The following is a 16,064-nucleotide window of genomic DNA, read 5'->3' on the forward strand; positions in this document are numbered from 1 at the left end:
CCGATCCCCGACAGCAGCGACATCACCGGTCCGCCCGCCTGGATGAGGCTCACGAATCCGTAAATCAGCAGCAGCTGCGACGTGATGTACGGGATGATCACGAAGCCCAGGATCAGCGGCTTCGCCTTCGGGCTGGTGTAGCGCGCCAGCGCCCACGCGGCCGGCCAGGCCAGCGCGATGCTGAGCACGGTCACGCAGAACGCGATCAGCAGCGTGCGACCCAGCAGCGACATGTACACCGGGCTGCCGAACATCTGCGCGAAGTTCTCGAAGGTGAGACTTCCGGCGCTGTTCGTGAATCCGATGACCAGCAGGGCGATCAGCGGCAGCAGGGCGAACAAGACCAGGAGGATGCCGCCGGGCGTGAGCAGGAACCCCGTGCCCAGGGCCCCCCTGGCCCGCCGCCGAGGACGGCGGGCCAGGGACAGAGGGGCTGTGGTCATCAGGAGCCGGCTTTCACCTGGGTCCAGGCGTCCAGCCACGACTGGAGGCGGTCGGCGGGCTCTGGCAGCTGGAGGGCGAGGCTCGAGATCTTGTCCGGGTTGGCCTGCAGGCGGTCGAGCGTCGCCGGCTCGAGCGCGTCGACGACGGACTTGTTGGCCGGGGCCGGCGAGGAGTCCGCTGGGGTGTTCGCCCATTTGGTGAGGAACTCCTTGCCCGTCATGTAGTTCAGCCACTTGTACGCGAGGTCCAGGTGCTTGGTCTTGGCCGCGATCGCCCAGTTGTCGATCCAGCCGACAGCGCCCTCCTTCGGGATCTCGTACCGGAAGCCGTCGGTGCCCGCCGCCTTGCTAGCGATCAGGCTTCCGATGCTCCCGGAGTCGCCCGTGCCGGCGACGACGGAGCCGCTCGCTACCGCCTTCGCCAGGTCGTCGCTCGAGGAGTACAGCAGCTTCGCGTTGTCCTTCAGCTTCTGCAAGGCCGGCGTCACCTTGGCCATGTCGGGATTCTGCGGATCCTCACCGAGATAGAGCGCGGTCAGCGGGATCAGCACGGTCGGATCGTCGAACAGCGCGATCTGACCCTTGTACTTCGGGTCCCAGAGCACGCTCAGCGAGTCCGTCGCGGGGCTGACCTTGGAGCTGTCGTAGAAGACTCCGGAGCTGCCCCAGGTCCAGGGGATCCCGTAGAGCTCACCGCCCTTGCGGATCTCCTTCCGGCCGGAGAACTCCGGGTAGATGTCCGTGTAATTGCTCAGTTTCCCGGAGTCCAGGGAGTGAAAGAGCCCTTGATCGATCCCCTGACCGATGTACTGGATGTTCGGCAGCGCCACATCGATGCCGCCGTTCGCCTTCTGCACCAGCTGCAGCTCGCTCGCCTCCGAGTCGATGAACTCGTACTTGACGGTCGCGCCCGTCTCCTTCTTGAACTCGGCGGCGACCCAGGGCAGGTCGGCGCCATAGCCCTTCCACGTCGCGACGGTGAGGGTGTTGCTGTCGCTGCTCGCGGTGCTCGGCGACAGGGAGCAACCCGTAAGTCCCACGGCGACGGCAGCCGCTCCCGCGGCCACGGTGACGAGCACCGTCCGGGGACGGCGCCGCCGTCCGCGTGTGCTGTGTGGTCGGTTCACGTCGAATCTCCTTGATCTTCATTGACGTACGGAGGCCGCCGGACGACGGTTCGCGTCCGGAGAGGATGAACAGTCCGGATTCGATACCGGTAACGTTTCCGGTGGCGTTACCGGTAAGCTATGCCGAAGGGTCCGAGATGTCAAGCAGCACTTCTCGGTGCACGACCGAAGGGGGTGACGGATGGCTCGCAGAGTCACACTGGCCGATGTCTCGAAGGAGGCCGGTGTCGGCATCGCGACGGTCTCGCGCGCGCTCGCCCCCCAAGACCACCCGGACGTGAGCGCCGACACCCGCTCACGGATCCGCGCGGTCGCCGACCGGCTCGGCTACCGGCCTTCCGTCACGGCGCGGGCGCTCCGCACCTCCGACTACCGGGCAGTGAGCATCCTGCTGCCGGAAGGCATCTGGGGCTGGTGGGATCCGGCCGTGCGCGGCGCCACCGCAGCTGCGCACGCACTCGGCTACCGGGTACTGGTGCAGCCGTTCGCCACAGCGGAGCGACCCGTCGAGGAAGGCCCACGCACCCTCCCCTACGCGGGGCCGTCGACCGCCGCAGCCATCGTAGCCAGCCTGGTGGAGGTCCCGACCGAAGGGCTACTGATCTTCGGATCGGCGGACGACCGAGACGTCGCGGAGGCGGCGCATCGGCTCCGGATACCGGTGATGACCATCGACGATGTCGCCGAAGACCTCGTACTCCCCACGATCGTGACCGACAGCCGACTCGGAGCCCGGCAGGGCGTCGAACACCTCCTTCGCCTCGGCCGGCGCAAGATCGCCTACGTCGGAAGCGACTACAGCGCGTTCTACGTGAAGGAACGACTCCTCGGCTACCGTGACGCGCTGGAGGACGCCGGCGTCCCTTACCGGGATCAACTCGTGGTCGCATGCGCCGATACCGTCGACGAAACGCAGCGCACCTACCCGGAGTTCGACCGTTTCCTCGCCTCCGCCCCCGACATCGACGCGATCTTCTGCGAGGCCGACGAGATCGCCGCTCCAGTTCTTCGGTCGCTCCGGGCAGCGGGGCGCAGCGTGCCGACCGAAATCGCGCTGGTTGGGTTCGACGACGAGCGTGCCGCGCTGATTGTGGACCCGCCCCTGACGACCGTCCGACAGCCGTACGAAGAACTCGGGCGCCGCGCCCTCGACGCCCTCATCCGGGCCATCGGCGGGGAGACGATCCCGGTCCGCCGCCAGCTCGTCGCGCCGCGACTGGTCATCAGAGACTCGACGGCACCGCTCGGCCGAGCAGGAGCCGCTGACTCCCTCGCACGGTGAGCCAGCAAGGCCGTCAGGATGGCGCGTGCGCAGAACAGCATCGCGGTCAACCGCGTGCCGGGCGCATCCTGGACCTCCTTGCAAGGCCCGGTGATTCGGAGTGTGTCCAAATTGTGTCCAAATCGTCCCGACAACGAGAAAACGGCGGCTGATCATCAGCCGCCGTTCCCAGTGTTTCAAGCTATGTAGCGAGGGCGGGACTCGAACCCGCGACACCACGATTATGAGCCGTGTGCTCTAACCACCTGAGCTACCCCGCCGGGGCCTCCCGTCGTCGCGACCGGGAGACGGAGCCCCCTGTGGGAATCGGACCCACTACCTCTTCCTTACCAAGGAAGTGCTCTACCAATGAGCTAAGGGGGCGAAGCCGACGCATCCGGAGGAGTCCGGGCCGTTTTCGGCAACCGTACGAGGATACCATCCCCGCGCGGGTGCTTCGTACCACCCGGACCCTCCGAAACCCGCCGCGACGGGTGCTCGGAAGGCCACCGTCAGCGGCCGGCGACTACGCCGCCTTCGCGGCCTCCGAGGCGCCGTCGAGCGCTTCCAGTTCGTCCGCCGTGAGCTCGACGGTGACCGAGGCGAGCAGGTCGGGGAGCTGGTCGAGGGTGCGGGCGCTCGCGATCGGAGCGGTGATCGTCGGCTGGGCGGCGAGCCAGGCGAGGGCGATGGTCGCGACCGAGGCGTCGTGGGCCGCCGCGACGTCGTCGAGGGCGGCGAGCACGCTGCGGCCGGTCTCGTCGAGGTACTTCGCGGCGCCGGCGGCGCGGGCGCTCTCGACGGTGACGCCGTCGCGGTACTTGCCGGTCAGGAAGCCGGCGGCGAGCGCGAAGTACGGCATGACACCGAGGTTCTCCCGCTCGGCGAGCGCGCGGTACTTCTCTTCGTACGAGCGCTCGACCAGGTTGTAGTGCGGCTGGAGGGCCACTGCCCGGTGGAGGCCCTCGCGCTCGGCGATCGCGAACCACTCCTCGATGCGCTCCGGCGAGTAGTTGGAGATGCCGATGGCGCGCACCTTGCCCGCGTCGACCAGCTCGGACAGCGCACCGACGGTCTCCTCCAGCGGAACCGTGGCGTCGTCGAAGTGCGCGTAATAGAGGTCGATGCGGTCGCTCTTCAGCCGCTCCAACGAGGCGTCGGCCGCGCGGCGGATGTTGTCGGCGGCGAGGCCCTTGAAGTCGGGGTGCTGGCTCACCTTGGTCGCCAGCACCACATCGTCGCGGTTGCCGCGGGCCTCGAACCACTCTCCGAGGATCCGCTCCGAGTCGCCGCCGGTGTTGCCCGGCACCCACGCCGAGTAGCCGTCGGCGGTGTCGACGAAGTTGCCGCCCGCCGCCGTGTACGCGTCGAGCACGGCGAACGAAGTGTCGCGGTCGGCCGTCCAGCCGAACACGTTGCCACCCAGTGAGAGCGGGAAGACCTGGAGGTCGGAGTTGCCGATGGCGCGGCGCGGAGAAGTCATTCCGTGATCCTTTCGAGGGGTGTCTCCTCACGCTAACGCCGGTGGCCGGGGGCTATTCCGTTTGTGTCTGAACATGTGGAGAGGTTGGGGCTGGGCTCTACTGTGGAGGAATGTCCGGTTCACTCGCGACGACCCCGCGGCCGCAGCGCGAACTCTCCGCCGACTGCGCCGCCTGCACGGGGCTCTGCTGCGTCGCGCTCGCCTTCGCCCGCTCCGCCGACTTCGCGTTCGACAAGGCTGCGGGAGAGGAGTGCGTCAACCTCGAAGACGACTTCCGCTGCCGCATCCACCCGCAGTTGCGCGAGCGCGGCTTCAAGGGCTGCACGGTCTTCGACTGCTTCGGCGCGGGCCAGCACGTCACACAGCACACCTTCGGGGGCGCCACCTGGCGGAGCGGCGACCCCGTCCGTGCAGGGATGTTCGCCGTGTTCCCGATCGTCCGCCAGCTGCATGAACTGCTCTGGTACCTCCGAGAGGCCCTCGGGATGCCGGCAGCCGCGGCCCTCCATCCGGCCCTCCGCGCCTCCTGGGACGACGTCGCGGCGGCGGCCGACGCGGAGGCCGAGGTCATCCTGGAGCTCGACATCGACGCCCTCCGCGACCCCGCCGCCGCGTTGCTGAGGGAGGCCGCCCGCCTGACCCGCGAGTCCGGTCCGCAGGCGGACACTCGCGCGCGCCTCCGCATCCCCCGCTCGCGCCTGTCGCCGGGCGCCGACCTCCTCGGCGCCGACCTGCACGGCGCCGACCTCCGTGGCGCGGAGCTGCGCGGCGCGCTTCTGATCGCCGCGGACCTCCGCGACGCCGACCTCGCCGGAGCGGAGCTGATCGGCGCCGACCTCCGCGACGCGCGGCTGCACGGCGCCCGGCTCGAGCAGGCGATCTACCTCACGCAGACCCAGGTCGACGCCGCCCTGGGCGATGCCCGCACCCGCCTCCCCCAGGCCCTCCGCCGCCCCTCCCACTGGACCTGACGCCGCCCAGATCCCCCGCGAGCACCCGCCGCCCAGACGATGGCGCTAGCATGGCTCGCATGCGCCGACGACGGCGTGCCGATCCCGGCGCCGCAGCGGCGCAGCGAGGCAGGCCGGCGCCGCCGCCTCCTCGTGCAACGCGACCGCTCCGGTGCTCCCGTCCGCCCCCAAGACAGGTGATCCGTATTCAGACTTCCGATTCCTCCGCCGCGCTCTCGCCGAGCGCACCCGGCCGCGAGTGGTGGCGCTCCGCCGTCATCTACCAGGTGTATCCGCGCTCGTTCGCCGACGCCGACGGCGACGGCATGGGCGATCTGCCGGGCATCACCCACCGGCTCCCCGCCCTCCGCGAGCTCGGGGTCGACGCCGTCTGGCTGTCCCCCTTCTATACGTCGCCGCAGAACGACGCCGGGTACGACGTCGCCGACTACCGCGACGTCGACCCGAGCTTCGGCACGCTGGCCGACTTCGACGCACTGCTCGAGACCGCGCACAGCCTCGGTCTCCGGGTGATCATCGACATCGTCCCGAACCACTCCTCGAGCGAGCACGTGTGGTTCCAGGAGGCGCTGGCCGCCGGGCCGGGCAGCGAGGAGCGCGCGCGCTACCTGTTCCGCGACGGCACGGGCCCGAACGGCGACGAGGCGCCCAACAACTGGGAGTCGATCTTCGGCGGACCGGCCTGGACCCGCATCACGGAGGCCGACGGCACTCCCGGCCAGTGGTACCTCCACCTGTTCGACAAGTCGCAGCCCGACTTCGACTGGGAGAACCCGTGGGTCTGGGAGCAGTTCCGCGACATCCTGCGGTTCTGGCTCGACCGCGGTGTCGACGGCTTCCGCGTGGACGTCGCGCACGGCATGGTCAAGGAGGCCGGCCTCCCCGACTACACGCCGCCGGCCCACGTCGGCAGCATGGGCGGCGGCCCGGTCGCGACCACCACGGGCGGTATCGCCCTCGAGCCCGAGATCAGCGCCCACGCCGAGCAGGAGCCGGTGACCCCGCCCTACTTCGGTCAGGACGGCGTGCACGAGATCTACCGCGACTGGCACAAGGTCCTCGACGAGTACGAAGGCGACCGCGTGCTGTGCGGCGAGGCCTGGGTCGAGCCCATGGAGAAGCTCGCCAACTGGGTCCGCTCCGACGAGATGCAGCAGACCTTCAACTTCGGCTACCTCGAGACGCCGTGGGACGCCGCCGCCCTTCGCGCTGTGATCGACCGCTCCATCGCCGTGTTCGGCAGCGTCGGCGCCCCGAGCACCTGGGTGCTCTCCAACCACGACGTGGTGCGGCACGCGACGCGCCTCGCGCTGGAGGGCGAGAACCTGCAGGGCCACGGCATCGGCCCGAAGTCGACCGGCATCCCGGACACCGCGTTCGCGCTGCGCCGCGCGCGTGCAGCCACGGCGCTCATGCTCGCGCTGCCCGGCTCCGCCTATCTGTACCAGGGTGAGGAGCTCGGCCTCCCGGAGGCCATCGACCTGCCCGACGAAGCACGCCAGGACCCGACGTGGTTCCGCACGAACGGTGAGCGCTACGGCCGCGACGGCTGCCGCGTCCCCATCCCGTGGGAGGGCACCGACCCGTCGTACGGGTTCGGCCCCGGCCCGAAGAGCTGGCTGCCGCAGCCGGCCTCGTGGGCGTCGTACACGCGCTCGTCGCAGCAGGGCCTCCCCGGCTCGACGCTGACGATGTACCAGGAGGCACTGGCCGCCCGTCGTGAGCACGACCTCGCGTTCGGCGACCTCGAGTGGTCGAACGCGGGCGAGGGCGCTCTGGTGTTCCGGACCGGCGCGGTCACGGTCGCCGTGAACTTCGGCGCGGCCCCGCTGCCGCTCCCGGAGGGCACGGTCATCCTCGCGAGCGGCCCGCTCGAGGGCGGCATGCTCCCGCGCGACACGACCGCCTGGCTGATCTGACGCTCCCGCGCCAGAACCTGCGTCACCAACGGAGGAGATCCGCCCGAAGCCGGGATGGATCTCCTCCGTTAGCGTTTCGGGCGCGGCGTGTCTGAACAGATGTCCTCCGCAGCGCTGAAGGCGACACGGCGCGCGCAGTCAACGGAGGATCTTCTGGCCCGATCGCGATCTCGGGCCGGTCGGCGGAGGAGATCCTGAGCCCGTGGCAGGGGATCCCCTCCGCCGACTGCACGACGCGGACCCTGCGGGGCTCGCGGCCGCTCAACTCGCGTTGGCCTTCAGCCACGCGACCGGGTCGACCGGCTCCGTGCCGTTGAGCCGGATCTCGAAGTGCAGGTGCGCCCCGGTCGACACGCCGGTGTTGCCCACGCGGCCCACGATGTCGGCGACAGCGACCTGCTGGCCCGCCGACACCCGCACGGAGCCCGCCTGCATGTGGCAGTACTTGCTGCTGACCAGCTGGCCGCCGATCATGTGGTCGATCGTGACGTTCACGCCGCAGCCGCCGTTGTCCCGCGTCACGACCTCCCGCACCACACCCGCGGCGATGATCTGGATGGGCACACCCGACCCCGGAGTGAAGTCGACACCAAGATGGTCGGTGGAGGCCCCCGCCGTCGGCGCCACGCGATAGCCGAAGCCGTCGCTGATCGGCACACCGACCGGGAAGGGCCATTGGACGGCCCCTGCCGGGTTGTTGCGGAAGGTGTTCGCGATCCGCATGGAGCGCAAGGCGGCGAGCTGCTCGCCCGAGGTCGCGGCTCCGCTGTCGCGGATGATCGCCTCGCGCTCGGCCGACGTCACGCTGTCGAGGGCCTGCAGTTCGCGTTCGGTCGCCGGGGCGCTGCTGAAGTGGGCCGACGCGGTCCGGGCGCGCACGTCGTCCTCGCTCAGGAGGGCGATCGCGGGGACGGTCGTGGCGACCGCGATCCCCAGCACGGACAGCATGGCCATCAGACTCACGCCCCGCCCGAAGCGCGGGGGTCGCTGCCGGGCGTGCGGTTCGCGCTGCTCACGCACGCGCTGACGTGCCTCCTGCAGGCGGCGGGCCTCACGGCGCGTCAGCGGGGCGTTGGCAGTGCCGCGCGCATCGGCCCGGGGTGCAGGAATACCAGTCCGAGGTCTGGGTTCACGGGGCACCCGACCCAATATAACGAAATGGTAACCGCGTCACCAATCGAGGCGCGGCGGGCTCACTTCCAGTGCGAGTAGTACGCCTGCACCAGCGGGTCGAGCTGCTCGAACAGGTCGGGGGCCGCCGCGAGCAGGAGGTCGGTGCCGGCCGGCGCCTCACCGAGGCCGCCCAGCCGGGCACCCGCCTCCTGCGCGATGAGCGCGCCCGCAGCGTGGTCCCAGGGGTTGAGCCCGCGTTCGTAGTACGCGTCGAGCCGTCCGCACGCCACCGAGCAGAGATCGAGGGAGGCCGCGCCGATGCGCCGGATGTCGCGCACCTGCGGGATCAGCTCGGTGACGAAAGCCGCCTGCTTTCTGCGCTTCTCGGGGTCGTAGCCGAACCCCGTGCCGACGAGCGCCAGTGGGAGGTCCACCCCGGTGTTCGCCTGGATCGGCGCGCCGTTCAGGCGTGCGCCTGCACCGGCCGCCGCGGTGAACACCTCGCCCGTGGACGGGTTGACGACCGCGCCGGCGAGCGTGCGCCAGGTCGCGGGGTCGGGCTCGCCCTCCACCACCGCGACACTGACGGCCCAGGCCGGGATGTCGTAGAAGTAGTTGACCGTGCCGTCGATCGGGTCGACCACCCAGGTCAGCCCGCTCGTCCCGTGCTCGGCACCGGACTCCTCGCCGAGGAAGCCGTCGCGCGGCCGTGCTGCGGCGAGCGCGCTGCGGATCAGATCCTCCGACTCGCGATCGGCGCGCGTCACGATGTCGGTGATCGTCGATTTGGAGGCCGCGACCTCGACCCCGTCGCGACGCCTCTGCAGAGCCAGCGCCGCGGCACGGCGGGCGACGGTGGCGGCGATCTCGAGCAGCTCGGTCGTGGAGGGCATGCGACCAGCCTCCCACAAAGCCCGGGAGGCGCCCGCACACGCAGAAAGGGCCCGGATGATCCGGGCCCTTTCGTCGGCTGGTGGCGAGTGAGGGATTCGAACCCCCGAAGGCTACGCCGGCTGATTTACAGTCAGATCCCTTTGGCCGCTTGGGTAACTCGCCATTCGCGCTTCCGACCACCAGTCAGCTGTCGACCGAAGGCGCCATGTAAGGATACTCGGCGCGCGCCGTGTCACGAAATCGGCCGATCGCAGCGCGCGGAGCCCTTCTGCCTGCCGCGAATTCGCACACGGCAGAACCACGCGACAAGCGGAGGCGCCCGGTCGCAGGATGGCGCCATGACCACTCCTGACACCCTCTCCCCCGTGCAACGGCTCCTCGAGGAGCGCATCGTCTTCCTCGGCACCGAGGTGAACGACGAGTCGGCCGGCGAGGTCTGCGCGCAGCTGCTGCTGCTCGACTCGATCGCCTCCGCCCGCGACATCTTCCTCTACATCAACTCGCCGGGCGGCTCCATCACCTCGGGGTTCGCCGTCTACGACACCATGAACTTCGTCCGCGCCGACGTTGCGACGGTCGCGCTGGGGTTCGCGGCCTCGATGGGCCAGTTCCTGCTCTCGTCGGGCGCCCCGGGCAAGCGGTACGCGCTCCCGAACTCGTCGATCGTCATGCACCAGCCCCATGGAGGCTTCGGAGGCACGAGCGCGGACATCCAGACCCAGGCCAAGCAGATCCTCCACTTCAAGCGGCGGATGGCCGAGCTGACCAGCGAGCAGACCGGCAAGCCGGTCGAGCAGATCATCGAGGACGGCGACCGCGACCGCTGGTTCACCGCCGACGAGGCGCGCGACTACGGCTTCGTCGACGAGGTCATCGGGTCGACGCGCGCCCTGGCGAGCTGAGCGGGCCCGCGTCAGGCGGCCAGGAGGACCGCGTGCGGCACGGCCGAGACCTCGTGGTCCTCCGCGACGTCCACCGCCGACGCTGCGTGCACCCGATCCGGAATCAGGCTCAGCACCTCGATGCGGGCGAACTCCGCGACCACGTCCGACAGGAGCTCGCGCTCGGTCACGTCGAGCACGCGGCAGAGCGCCGCCAGGATCTCCGACGAGGCCTCCTTGCGGCCGCGCTCGATCTCCGAGAGGTACGGGACGCTGATGCGTGAACGCTCCGACAGCTCGCGCAATGTCGCACCGCGCTCGGTCCGCAGGCGGCGGAGCACCGAGCCGATCGCGTGCCGCATCAACATGCCTGAAGCCTAAGCCGACCCCGTCGCCGTGCACCCCGCCGGTTTCGGGATTCCGCCCACAGCAGAATGAGGGGCCGTCGCACCACTTCCGCGACACACCCCTCCTCCTTCCGTCGTTGTCGGTGGCTGGGCGCACAATCGTCGGCATGAGGACACTGGAGATTTGCGAACGGTGCGATGGCACAGGGGCCGACCCCGCCCAGCACGGCGAAGAGGTCGACCTCTGCATCGAGTGCTACGGCGACGGCTGCCACGTGACCTATTTCGTCGAGCTGGAGAAGATCGCCTGACCGGAGGCGGCCGACGGACCCAGGCGCGACCCCGTGCTGTTGCGAGCCGCCCGTAGACTTGACTGCGTTCGGCGGCAGCTCAGCTCGCCGGAATCGCACGCGGGAAGGACAGTATCGTGGCAGACTCCTCGTTCGACGTCGTCAGCAAGGTCGACAAGATGGAGGCGGACAACGCCGTCAATCAGGCCCGCAAGGAGGTCGAGCAGCGCTACGACTTCAAGAACGTCGGCGCCTCGGTCGAGTGGAGCGGCGAGAAGGTGCTGCTCAAGGCCAACACCGAAGAGCGCGTGAAGGCCGTGCTCGAGGTGGTGGAGTCGAAGTTCATCAAGCGCGGCATCACGCTCAAGTCGCTCGACACCGGCAAGCCGTACCCGTCGGGCAAGGAGTTCCGCATCGAGGTCGGCCTCAAGAACGGCATCGAGCAGGACGCCGCCAAGAAGATCAACAAGCTCATCCGCGACGAGGCCCCCAAGAGCGTCAAGTCGCAGATCCAGGGCGACGAGCTGCGCGTCAGCTCGAAGAGCCGGGACGACCTCCAGGCGACGATGGCCCTGCTGAAGGGCGCCGACCTGGACGTGGCCCTCCAGTTCGTGAACTTCCGCTGAGCGGAGGCTCCTCCCCGAGCGGGCCTCGCCCTCCAAGCGGTCCGCGTCCACCCAGCGGGCCTCGCCCGGCCAGCGGGCCCCGTCCGGCGGCCGGGCGGCTCGCACTGAGCGCGCCGCGCAGCCAGCGCACGACCTCCCGGTAGGCGGCCTCGCGCGCCTGCTCTCGCGACAGGAAGACGTCGTGCAGCGCCCCGTCGATACGGGCGACGGTCACCGTCGGCGCGAGCCTCAGCGCGCGCACGGCGATGTCCTGCACGAGGAGCACGACGTCCGAGTTGAGCATGTCGTCGGTCCAGTACGGCAGCAGCGTCGAGCGGGCCGAGAGCAGGGTGAGCACGGGCGCGTCGATCGCGAGCCCTGTCGCCACCCGCGCGTGGCCGGCGAGCACGGCGGTGAGCCATGCGGGGTGCACGGGGAAGCCGCGCACCGGCCGCCAGGTCAGGTCGTAGTCCCACTCTCCGTCGAGCGTGCGTGACACCGAGCGCGTGTAGAAGCCGAGGTCGACGTTCGGCATCGCCGCCTTCGGGTCGAGCCGCGCGTGGAGGTCGACGAACGGGCTGATCATGGCGCGGCCGGCCGAGTGGGCCTGGAACTCGAGCCACGGACTGTTCAGGACGAGGGCGGCAGCCCGGCCCGGGTGGCGGTCGGCCCACAGGCTCAGGGTCAGCCCTCCGGTGGAGTGGCCCATCAGGATCAGGCGGCGGTGCGGCGCGCGACGCGGATGCTCGTGCTCCCCGTGGCCCATGGCCTCAAGCGCCGCCTCGATGTCTTCGTCGTAGGTGTCGAGCGAGTCCACGAACCCCGGGGTCTGGCCGGGCCGCAGGCTGCGCCCGTACTTACGCAGGTCGAGCGCGAAGAACCGCGCGCCCTGCTCGTGCCAGAAGCGCGCCAGTTCGGTCTGGAAGAAGTAGTCCGACCAGCCGTGCACGTACAGCACGTCGGTCTCCTCGGCGGGATGACCGGGCCGCAGGTCGGCCAGCCGCGGCCACGGCTCGAAGCGCACCAGCGTCGCGACGACGTCGCCCTCCCCATCGGGGGCGAGCGCCAGCGTCGCCTGTTGGAAGCCGGGCCCGAGGACATCCGGGCGCCACTCGACAGGGCTGCTCATGGCACCAGCGTGCCAGAAGCGACCCCGCGACGGGAGGCCTACTCGGCCGCGCCGACCTCCACGGCGGTGGCGTTCGACACCCGGATCATCTCGTCGCGCGGCACGACCTTGATGCGGGCACGGCCGCGCTCCGCGCCGAGGGTCTGCTCGTGCTCGTCGAGGTTGTGCCACCCATCCAGGTTCGTGTACTCCACACCGCGGTCGCGGAGCAATTTCTCCACGGATTCCTCGGAGGGGTCAGCGGGGGACCACCAGTTGCCCTGATCGTTGATCACATGTTTGATCGTCTCCATGGCATCCGACTTGGTGTGACCGATGAGGCCGACCGGCCCCCGCTTGATCCACCCCGTCGCGTACACGCCGTACATCCGCTCGTTGTCGCCCTTGCGCAGCACCTGCCCCTCGTGGTTGGGGATGATGCCGTGCTTCTTGTCGAACGGGATGCCGGGCAGCGGCGACCCGAAGTAGCCGACAGCACGGTAGATCGCCTGGATCTCCAGCTCGCGGATCTCGCCGGTGCCGCGCACCCCGCCCTCGCCGTCGGACTCTGTGCGCTCGTAGCGGATCGCGCGCACATCGCCGTTCTCGTCCGGCACGAGCTCCAGCGGCTTGGCGTAGAAGTGCAGGTGCAGGCGACGGGAGGCCGACCCGACCTCGCGCTGGCGCCACTGCTGCAGCACGCGGTCGATCACCATGACCTGCTTGTTGCTCGTGATCGCAGTCTTCGCCTGCTCGTCGTAGTCGAAGTCCTCGTCGTAGAGGATCATGTCGACGTCGCGCAGCTCGCCGAGCTCGCGCAGCTCCAGCGGCGTGAACTTCACCTGCGCCGGGCCGCGCCGGCCGAAGACGTGCACGTCGGTGACGGGCGAGTTCTTGAGGATCTCGTAGACGTTGTCCGGGATCTCCGTCGGCAGGAGGTCGTCGGCGTGCTTCGCGAGGATGCGCGAGACGTCGAGGGCCACGTTTCCGTTGCCGATGACGGCGACCGACTTCGCCTCCAACGGCCAGGTGCGGGGCACGTCGGGATGGCCGTCGAACCAGCTGACGAAGTCGGCGGCGCCGTAGGAGCCGCCGAGGTCGACGCCGGGGATGTCGAGGTCGGCGTCGTGCACCGCCCCGGTGGCGAAGATGACCGCGTTGTAGTGCTGCTTGAGGTCGTCGAGCGTGATGTCGACCCCGTAGGTCACGTTGCCGAAGATGCGGATGTCACCGCGGTCGAGCACCTCGCGCAGGGCCGTGATGATGCCCTTGATGCGTGGGTGGTCGGGGGCGACGCCGTAGCGCACGAGCCCGTACGGAGCCGGCAGCGACTCGAACAGGTCGATCGAGACGTCGAAGCCGCGCTCGGCCTTGAGCAGGATGTCGGCGGCGTAGATCCCGGCCGGGCCGGCACCGACGATCGCCAGTCGCAGTTTGGTCATGCGTTGATTCCTTCTGGGTCAGCTCGAGCGTTCGACGATGGTGTCCGCGAACCGCACGAGCGCCTTCTTGACCGCGCCATCGGGCAGCGGCGCGAGCGCTTCGACGGCCTCCCGAGCCCAGCGGTGCGCCTCGTCGAGGGTCTGCGCGGTCACCTCGTGCTCGCGCAGGGCCGCGATCGCGGCGGTCGCCTCCGGGGTGATCTCGCCGTCCTCCGCGGTGCCGATGACGTCGCGCTCGAGTCGTTCGAGAAGGGCGCGCGCCTCGGGATCGGCGTCGGCCCGCTCGCGCAGGCGCAGCACGGGCAGGGTGGCCACGCCGGCCCGGAGGTCGTTGCCCGGGGTCTTGCCCGTCTCGGCGACCCCCATCGACGAGAGGTCGATGACGTCGTCGATCAGCTGGAACGCGACGCCGATCTTCTCACCGAAGGTGACGACGGGCTTCTCGTACGCGGCGTCGGCCTTCGAGAACACCACGCCCATCTGCGCGGCGACCGAGATGAGCGAGCCGGTCTTGTCCTCGAGCACGCGGATGTAGTGGGCGACCGGGTCTTCGCCGTCCTGCGGCCCGATGGTCTCGTGGAGCTGGCCGAGGCACAGCCGTTCGAACGTGTCGGCCTGCAGCTGGATGGCGCGCTCGCCCAGTGCGGAGACCAGCTTGCTGGCTCGGGCGAACAGCAGGTCGCCGGTCAGCACTGCGACCGAGTTGCCCCAGACGAACTGAGCGGTGGGGACCCCGCGGCGCATCTGCGAGTCGTCCATGACGTCGTCGTGGTAGAGCGAGGCGAGATGGGTGATCTCGACGGCCTGGGCCGCCTGCAGAACCTCCGGGGTGTTGCCCTCGCCGAGCTGTGCGGTGAGCAGGGTCAGCATCGGCCGGACGCGCTTGCCCCCCGCCTCGAGCAGATAGCGGGTGGTGACGTCGGCCAGGTTGTCGGCGAACCGCATCTCGCGGTGCAGCGCCTCCTCGACCAGAGCGAGACCGTCGTCCACGGCCGTGGCGACCTGGCGGTCCTCACCACGGACGAAGATCCGCTCGGTGAGGCCGAGCTGGCTGGTCAGCGACGCGGTGCGCCGCACAGCCGGAACGCTTCGTGGCACTACTCCCCCTCGGATGGGATGGCGGACGATGAGTCTTCGGAGGCGCCGGTGCCGGCGGATTGCGGCGCGGCAGGGGGCTTTTCCGCTGTTGACTTCGCGGGCTTTCCTGCGGTCGACTTCGTTGCGGCGGGCTTCGCCGCGGGCTTTGCGGCTGTCGGCTTCGCCGAGGGCTTTCCAGCGGTGGACTTCGTCGCGGCAGGCCGTGCACCCGTCGCCGTCGCCGGCTTCCCGTCCGTCGATTTCGCCACGGCAGGCGCCTTGGCCGGGGCGGGCGCATGAACGGTCAGCGGCTTCCAGCCGCGATGCAGCGCGACGATCCCCGCGGTCAGGTTGCGCCAGGCCACGCGCTCGAAGCCGGCCTCCCGCATCCACGCGGCGAGCGCGGGCTGGCTCGGCCACGCCTCGATCGACTCCATGAGGTACTCGTACGCGGCCGGGTTGGAGCTCGCCAGGCGCGCGAGCAGCGGCATCCCGTAGCGCAGGTAGGCGCCGTAACCGGCGCGCACCGGCGCGAGCGGCGGCCGGGAGAACTCGCAGACGACCACGCGGCCGCCGGGCTTGGTGACCCGGTAGAACTCGGCGAGCGCTGCCCGCGGGTCGACGATGTTGCGGAGGCCGAACGAGATCGTGACCGCGTCGAACGTGTCGTCGTCGAACGGCAGGTCGGTCGCGTCGGCCTGCACGAAGCTGATGAACGGGTTCGCCGCCTGACGCTGCCTGCCGACTTCGATCATCCCGTGCGAGAAGTCGGCGGCCACGACGCTCGCGCCGTTGCGTGCCAGCGACGCGCTGGACGTTCCGGTGCCGGCCGCGACGTCGAGGATCTTCTCGCCGGCGCGCGGCGCGACGGCTCGCGTCGTCGCCACCCGCCAGAGCGTCGCGTTGCCCATCGAGAGGACGGTGTTGGTCCGGTCGTAGTGGGTCGACACCTCATCGAACATGGCGGCGACCTGGGCGGGCTGCTTGCTGAGGTCGGCCTTACTCACCCCACCAGCTTAGGCTGCGGCGTGATGCGCTGCATTCCACGCACGCGCGCACTACACCGATCACGGAGTCGATGTCCAGCGCGCACGCATCCGGCG

The 16,064-nt window shown here is 69.9% G+C and carries 15 protein-coding genes, 3 tRNA genes and 1 pseudogene; 6 read left to right on the top strand and 13 right to left on the bottom strand.

Features of this window, described 5'->3' with window-relative positions; all coding sequences use genetic code 11:
• Positions 1-443, bottom strand: a pseudogene (locus ASF88_RS15255) (hypothetical protein); the annotation flags it as partial.
• The gene (locus tag ASF88_RS15260; RefSeq protein ID WP_082519014.1) at positions 443-1,570 is read right to left on the bottom strand and encodes an ABC transporter substrate-binding protein; all 1,128 of its coding nucleotides are present in this window, start codon (positions 1,568-1,570) and stop codon (positions 443-445) included. The gene ASF88_RS15260 and the pseudogene ASF88_RS15255, both read right to left, overlap by 1 nt.
• A gap of 181 nt (positions 1,571-1,751) precedes the next feature.
• Here ASF88_RS15260 and ASF88_RS15265 point away from each other — a divergent pair, with 181 nt between their 5' ends.
• Complete coding sequence (locus tag ASF88_RS15265; RefSeq protein WP_055920598.1) at positions 1,752-2,852, top strand: LacI family DNA-binding transcriptional regulator; 1,101 nt, start codon at positions 1,752-1,754, stop codon at positions 2,850-2,852.
• 186 nt (positions 2,853-3,038) lie between these two features.
• On the opposite strand, the gene ASF88_RS15270 is transcribed toward ASF88_RS15265, so the two are convergent.
• The 3 genes from ASF88_RS15270 to ASF88_RS15280 form a co-directional block, all read right to left on the bottom strand.
• Positions 3,039-3,112, bottom strand: a tRNA-Met gene (locus ASF88_RS15270).
• A gap of 31 nt (positions 3,113-3,143) precedes the next feature.
• Positions 3,144-3,215 (bottom strand) — tRNA-Thr (locus ASF88_RS15275).
• Between the two features lie 142 nt (positions 3,216-3,357).
• Entirely contained in the window at positions 3,358-4,314 is a 957-nt protein-coding gene (locus tag ASF88_RS15280; protein WP_055920600.1) for an aldo/keto reductase, read from the bottom strand.
• Positions 4,315-4,424: 110 nt separating this feature from the next.
• On the opposite strand from ASF88_RS15280, the gene ASF88_RS15285 reads away from it, so the two are divergent.
• Complete coding sequence (locus ASF88_RS15285; protein WP_055920603.1) at positions 4,425-5,285, top strand: pentapeptide repeat-containing protein; 861 nt, start codon at positions 4,425-4,427, stop codon at positions 5,283-5,285.
• Positions 5,286-5,464: 179 nt separating this feature from the next.
• Positions 5,465-7,204: a glycoside hydrolase family 13 protein gene (locus tag ASF88_RS15290; RefSeq protein WP_442915042.1), complete on the top strand. Its 1,740-nt coding sequence runs from the start codon at positions 5,465-5,467 to the stop codon at positions 7,202-7,204.
• Between the two features lie 261 nt (positions 7,205-7,465).
• Here the strand turns inward: ASF88_RS15290 and ASF88_RS15295 are convergent, their stop codons facing one another.
• The 3 genes from ASF88_RS15295 to ASF88_RS15305 all read right to left on the bottom strand — a co-directional run bounded on the left by ASF88_RS15295 (position 7,466) and on the right by ASF88_RS15305 (position 9,373).
• Complete coding sequence (locus tag ASF88_RS15295) at positions 7,466-8,152, bottom strand: M23 family metallopeptidase (RefSeq protein ID WP_162242584.1); 687 nt, start codon at positions 8,150-8,152, stop codon at positions 7,466-7,468.
• 245 nt (positions 8,153-8,397) lie between these two features.
• Positions 8,398-9,210, bottom strand: coding sequence for an inositol monophosphatase family protein (locus ASF88_RS15300; RefSeq protein WP_055920614.1), 813 nt, complete (start codon positions 9,208-9,210; stop codon positions 8,398-8,400).
• A gap of 78 nt (positions 9,211-9,288) precedes the next feature.
• Positions 9,289-9,373: transfer RNA gene (locus ASF88_RS15305), tRNA-Tyr, on the bottom strand.
• A 176-nt stretch (positions 9,374-9,549) separates the two neighbouring features.
• On the opposite strand from ASF88_RS15305, the gene ASF88_RS15310 reads away from it, so the two are divergent.
• Positions 9,550-10,113, top strand: coding sequence for an ATP-dependent Clp protease proteolytic subunit (locus ASF88_RS15310; protein WP_055920616.1), 564 nt, complete (start codon positions 9,550-9,552; stop codon positions 10,111-10,113).
• An 11-nt stretch (positions 10,114-10,124) separates the two neighbouring features.
• Here the strand turns inward: ASF88_RS15310 and ASF88_RS15315 are convergent, their stop codons facing one another.
• Positions 10,125-10,460: a helix-turn-helix domain-containing protein gene (locus tag ASF88_RS15315; protein WP_055920619.1), complete on the bottom strand. Its 336-nt coding sequence runs from the start codon at positions 10,458-10,460 to the stop codon at positions 10,125-10,127.
• Positions 10,461-10,606: 146 nt separating this feature from the next.
• Here ASF88_RS15315 and ASF88_RS20705 point away from each other — a divergent pair, with 146 nt between their 5' ends.
• Both ASF88_RS20705 and ASF88_RS15320 read left to right on the top strand, forming a co-directional pair.
• A complete protein-coding gene (locus ASF88_RS20705; RefSeq protein WP_162242582.1) occupies positions 10,607-10,750 on the top strand; it encodes a hypothetical protein in 144 nt (47 codons plus the stop codon).
• Positions 10,751-10,866: 116 nt separating this feature from the next.
• Positions 10,867-11,355 carry a YajQ family cyclic di-GMP-binding protein gene (locus ASF88_RS15320; RefSeq protein WP_055920621.1) on the top strand — a complete coding sequence of 163 codons (489 nt, stop codon included), beginning with the start codon at positions 10,867-10,869 and terminating at the stop codon, positions 11,353-11,355.
• On the opposite strand, the gene ASF88_RS15325 is transcribed toward ASF88_RS15320, so the two are convergent.
• The 4 genes from ASF88_RS15325 to ASF88_RS15340 are packed head-to-tail and all read right to left on the bottom strand — an operon-like array spanning position 11,261 to position 15,968.
• A complete protein-coding gene (locus tag ASF88_RS15325) occupies positions 11,261-12,463 on the bottom strand; it encodes an alpha/beta hydrolase (RefSeq protein WP_082519015.1) in 1,203 nt (400 codons plus the stop codon). The genes ASF88_RS15320 and ASF88_RS15325 overlap by 95 nt on opposite strands.
• Positions 12,464-12,501: 38 nt before the next feature.
• Positions 12,502-13,884, bottom strand: coding sequence for an FAD-dependent oxidoreductase (locus ASF88_RS15330; RefSeq protein ID WP_055920624.1), 1,383 nt, complete (start codon positions 13,882-13,884; stop codon positions 12,502-12,504).
• A gap of 18 nt (positions 13,885-13,902) precedes the next feature.
• A complete protein-coding gene (locus ASF88_RS15335; RefSeq protein WP_055920626.1) occupies positions 13,903-14,982 on the bottom strand; it encodes a polyprenyl synthetase family protein in 1,080 nt (359 codons plus the stop codon).
• Positions 14,982-15,968 carry a demethylmenaquinone methyltransferase gene (locus tag ASF88_RS15340; protein WP_055920629.1) on the bottom strand — a complete coding sequence of 329 codons (987 nt, stop codon included), beginning with the start codon at positions 15,966-15,968 and terminating at the stop codon, positions 14,982-14,984. The genes ASF88_RS15335 and ASF88_RS15340 overlap by 1 nt, the downstream gene beginning before the upstream one ends.
• Positions 15,969-16,064: the final 96 nt, after the last annotated feature.

Source organism: Leifsonia sp. Leaf336, from assembly GCF_001423695.1.
Taxonomy (GTDB): domain Bacteria; phylum Actinomycetota; class Actinomycetes; order Actinomycetales; family Microbacteriaceae; genus Leifsonia.